The 3012-nt window shown below is 55.7% G+C and carries 3 protein-coding genes, 2 pseudogenes and 1 other annotated feature; all 5 genes and pseudogenes read right to left on the reverse strand.

The window, feature by feature from the left end; genetic code table 11:
- A pseudogene (locus L0H65_RS17325) lies at window positions 1-288 on the reverse strand (IS3 family transposase); the annotation flags it as partial.
- A 61-nt stretch (window positions 289-349) separates the two neighbouring features.
- A pseudogene (locus L0H65_RS17330) lies at window positions 350-661 on the reverse strand (integrase core domain-containing protein); the annotation flags it as partial.
- Between the two features lie 16 nt (window positions 662-677).
- The gene (locus L0H65_RS17335) at window positions 678-1754 is read right to left on the reverse strand and encodes an IS110 family transposase (protein WP_301460475.1); all 1077 of its coding nucleotides are present in this window, start codon (window positions 1752-1754) and stop codon (window positions 678-680) included.
- A gap of 340 nt (window positions 1755-2094) precedes the next feature.
- Window positions 2095-2622, reverse strand: a complete 528-nt coding sequence (locus tag L0H65_RS17340) for an IS3 family transposase (protein WP_301460476.1) — start codon at window positions 2620-2622, stop codon at window positions 2095-2097.
- Window positions 2554-2670: a sequence feature (AL1L pseudoknot), on the reverse strand. Its footprint overlaps the gene before it by 69 nt.
- On the reverse strand, window positions 2625-2957 hold the full coding sequence (locus tag L0H65_RS17345; RefSeq protein WP_301460477.1) for a transposase: 333 nt from the start codon (window positions 2955-2957) through the stop codon (window positions 2625-2627). It overlaps the preceding feature by 46 nt.
- Window positions 2958-3012: the final 55 nt, after the last annotated feature.

Raw genomic sequence — 3012 nt, forward strand, 5'->3', positions numbered from 1 at the left:
CTTTTTTCGCAGAACCAGCAGCGCGGCCGTTTCGGCCAAGGCCTTCTCCTTGCGTGCCAGTTCCCGCTCCAGATCCTTGACCCGCTTTTTCTCTTCCTTCGTCGCCTGACCCAGACGCGCCGAGCTGGCGCGGTCCCAGTCATTGGCCTGCTCACAAGCTGTGCGCCAAGCTGCGATCTGCGCCGGATAAAGCCCGCGCTTGCGGCAGTATTCAGCCAGATCGGCTTCATTCAGCGCCGCTGTTTCCAGAACCGCCGAGAACTTGTCGCGCGAAGACCAGCCTTCGGGGCCGGCCTCAGTGTCGGGTAAAAGCTGAACCAGACCGGGTTTACCGGAGACGATTTAGTTCCTATTCTGCGGCGAGAGTAACAGTGTTCAGGCTGTCATAGAAGTTCCTTTCTGCCTGTGCTGGAGCGATGTATCCTATGGGCCCAAAACGGCGTTCGTGATTGAACCAATAGACCCAATCAAGCGTGGCAAATTCGACATCCTTTTTGCCGTTCCATGGCCCTTCGTGTTCGATGACCTCTGCCTTGTAGAGCCCGTTTATTGTCTCGGCCATCGCGTTGTCATAGCTGTCGCCAATACTTCCAACTGAGGGATCGATTTTGGCTTCCTCAAGACGTTCTGTGTATTTGATCGACAAATATTGAACGCCTCTGACGCCCTTCTAAGAGTCAAGCGGCGATTTGGGTCTGATTGATTTCTCTGCAGCGATCCTGAATCAGATGGAATACCTCACGGGCGATGTAGCGCTTCAGGCAACGAATTACTTCGAGCTTGGAGAGGCCGTCTGCGATACGCCGTGCGACATATTTTTGTGTGCGCTCTTCGCATCGCAGACAGCCAATCGCGATGATATGCAAGGCACTGTTGGCCGCTCTGTCGCCGCCGCGGTTCAGCCGGTGTCGATTGGTTTTTCCCGAGGACGCCGGGACGGGGCTGACCCCACATAAAGCGGCGAAGCTGGCTTCAGATTTCAGCCGGTCAGGGTTTGCTCCGGCCGTTATCAACAGCTGAGCGGCGCAATGATAACCGATCGAATTCTGCTCCACGAGTTTGGGCGCCAGGTCATCAACGATCGCTTTGATCATGACATCAAGATCGGCGATTTCATCGTGCAGTTCGAGATATCTGCGCGCCAGCGATTTCAACGCAATCCGATAGGCGGTGTCCATTGCGCGATATCCTGTCAGATCGGGACGCCAGGCTGCCAGGGTCCGGATCTGTTTCATGCGGGTCAAATGGCGGACACTGTCACGCAACGCGTCTGGCGCAGATACAATGGTGTTTCCGATCATTTGCAAAGCGATCCTTCGCCCCTGAACGGCGGTCTTTCGACACGCCCTGAGCACGCGTAATGCTTCAATCATTCCGTCTCTTGTCTTGGGTGTGACCGTGCGCCTGCCAGAAAACGCTGCGTGGGCGGCCGCTTGCGCATCCAGTGTATCTGATTTGCCACGCGCGCGGCGATCATGCTTGTCTGGCCCAGTGACCTCCAGAACTTCGAGCCCGGCCTTTTGCAGATATCGCAGAAGACCTGCACCGTAAGTCCCTGTTGCTTCGACGCCAACCCGCCGGACTTCGCCAAAGGAGCGCATCCATTCGAGCATCAAGCGATACCCCTGGCGGGTCGTCGCAAATGTGTTGCTGGCTATAAAACGGTCTTTGGCATCAACCACAGCTGCCACATGCAGATCCTTGTGGGTATCAACACCTCCGACAATAGCCTCGTTATTCAGATCCTTGTTCATCTGCGCCTCCTGCGTATTATTGACACAGGCTTTCCATGAGCAGCTTCCGGGACAAGACAGCAACGTGACAGATGTCAGGCCCTTCTCGGGTCACCAGAGGCAAGTCGAGGAAATCCCTCGCCGCAGGGCAGATCGGGCGGTCGACAGGTCCGGGGAAAGACACGATCGTCGATCGGAGTGTGGGTCAGACCACGCCGAAATGCCCTGCGGCACCAATCACGATAACGGTCCATCGCTGTGAGAGTCAGACCGCCCTCGCCAAACTGGCAACAACACACTTGCTGTCGCTATGATGAATGAGGGTTTCCGGTTCAGGTTGGCGCGCCGCCAGCGCTTGGTCCTAGGCATCGAGCACCATTTGGGCATTGGGGGACGAGGACACCTTCCAGCCCACGATGTAGCGCGCAAAGACGTCAATGATGAACGCAACATACACGAAACCGACGGCGGTTCTGACGTAGGTAAAGTCAGCAACCCACAAGATGTTTGGGGCCGGTGCCTTGAACTCTCGGTTCACCTTGTCTTCAGGGCATGGCAAGGTAGGGTTACTCTTTGTCGTTGTCACATCACCGCGTGTAATCCCCTGTATTCCCATGCTTTTCATAAGGCGAACAACCGTGCAACGGGCGACTACAGTGCCCTCGTCGAGCAAGTCATGCCAGATTTTCACGGCCCCATATCGCTTCCTGCTCTTCTCCCAATAATGCGCAATCCTGGTCATTATGAAGGCGTCTCGCTTTGCACGATCCGAGGCCTTGCCAGGATCCAGCTCAATCGATTTGCGGTGGTAATAGGTGGATGGCGCGATCGGCAAAACCTTGCAAATCGCCTCGACGCCAAGATGCTCACGATGGTCGTCTATGAACATGATCATCTCTTCCGTAGGCGGTCGAGGTCCGCCGCCGCGAAAAAAGCCGACGCCTTACGAAGAATGTCATTAGCCTGGCGCAGTTCACGATTCTCGCGCTGAAGCTCTTTCATCTGCGCGCGCTCAGACTGCGTCAGACCGTCCCGATCACCTGTCTCAACCGCCTGTTTGTTGACCCAGTCCCGAAGCGTTTCGGGGCTACATCCTATCTTCTGCGAAATCGATCTGAAGCACTCGGATCGCGTTTGATAATCCGCTTCGTTCTCAAGCACCAAACGCACTGCACGCGCACGCACTTCTGTCGAAAAACGGTTCCCTGAATTTCCTTTGGTCATGACTTACCTTCCAAGCTTTATGCTCTCCGGTAAACCCGGTCTGGTTCAAACAGTC

It is taken from the genome of Pseudorhodobacter sp., assembly GCF_030452865.1.
In the GTDB taxonomy this organism is placed as follows: Bacteria; Pseudomonadota; Alphaproteobacteria; order Rhodobacterales; family Rhodobacteraceae; genus Pseudorhodobacter.